The 1,072-nt window shown below is 47.1% G+C and carries 1 protein-coding gene; it reads right to left on the bottom strand.

Going from position 1 to position 1,072, the window contains the following annotated elements:
* Positions 1-759 (bottom strand): D-alanyl-D-alanine carboxypeptidase family protein (locus ACTHS3_RS14265; RefSeq protein ID WP_440368280.1); only part of this gene is annotated, 759 nt, incomplete at its 3' end.
* Positions 760-1,072 lie beyond the last annotated feature (313 nt).

Genomic DNA, 1,072 nt, shown 5'->3' with positions numbered 1-1,072 from the left:
ACCTGCGCCTTCAGAATAGCCGGTTTTCAAACCGTCGATACTGCTGTCGCGATAGAGTAGGAGATTGCGGTTGGGCTGCTCGATATTATTGTATTTGAAAGATTTGTTTGCAAATAAAGGATAATATTTCGGATAGTCATTAATGAGCGCGGCAGCCAAGATGGCAAGGTCGCCAACGGTTGAAACATGGCCGTTAGAAGAAACACCAGTCGGGTTGTTGAAGTGGGTGTGCTTCATGCCCAAGCGTTTGGCTTCTTCATTCATTTTTTTGACGAATTCGTCGATAGAGCCGTTGCCAATGGCTTCGGCAAGGGTAATGGCGGCATCGTTGGCCGATTGGATGGTTGTACCCTTAATCAAGGAGCTGACGCTGACAGGAACTTTCGGATCAAGGAACATGCGCGAACCTTCGACTTTCCATGCGGCATTGGAAACAGTCAGCATTTGGCTTGCTTCAAGTGTACCGTTTTCCAGTGCTTTAAAGGCAAGGTAGGCGGTCATCATTTGCGTCAACGCGGCTGGCTCGATAGGTGTATCGGCATTGTTGGATGCCAAGGTTTGCTTGCTGTGCAGGTCGGTAACGATATAGGCCGTCGCCGCAATTTCCGGCGGCGTTGTCGGGCTGTTGATACTGTGTAGCAGCGGCTGCGTTTGAGCCTCGCTTTGTACGGCAGGTGCAGATGCAACCGGGTCGGCAGCGAGGGCAGGAGTATTCAGGAGGGCAGCAAAAATTAAGCTAAGTAGCGTTTTTTTCATCATTATTTGTGGATTTGAATATGAGTGGATACTGTTATGAAGCAAACAGTTTGGCATATTAAATAGATATTAAGCAGACATTATACCGTCTCATTTAGGCTTTGCTAAGATTTTTCTTGCCTTCAGACGGCCTCAGGGGTATGGTTTTAACTTTTTCCTCCGGTCGATTTGACCGAATTGCAATTTATTTCCGAACACTAAAAATACCATGAACCATTCCCTTCCTCTTTCTGATTATCTAACCCGTATTTTGACCGCTTCCGTTTATGATGTAGCCGTAGAAACGCCTTTGGATTTGGCACGCAGTCTGTCAGGC

Source organism: Neisseria sp. P0009.S007 (assembly GCF_051962515.1).
This window is presented reverse-complemented; position numbering and strand designations above follow the sequence as displayed.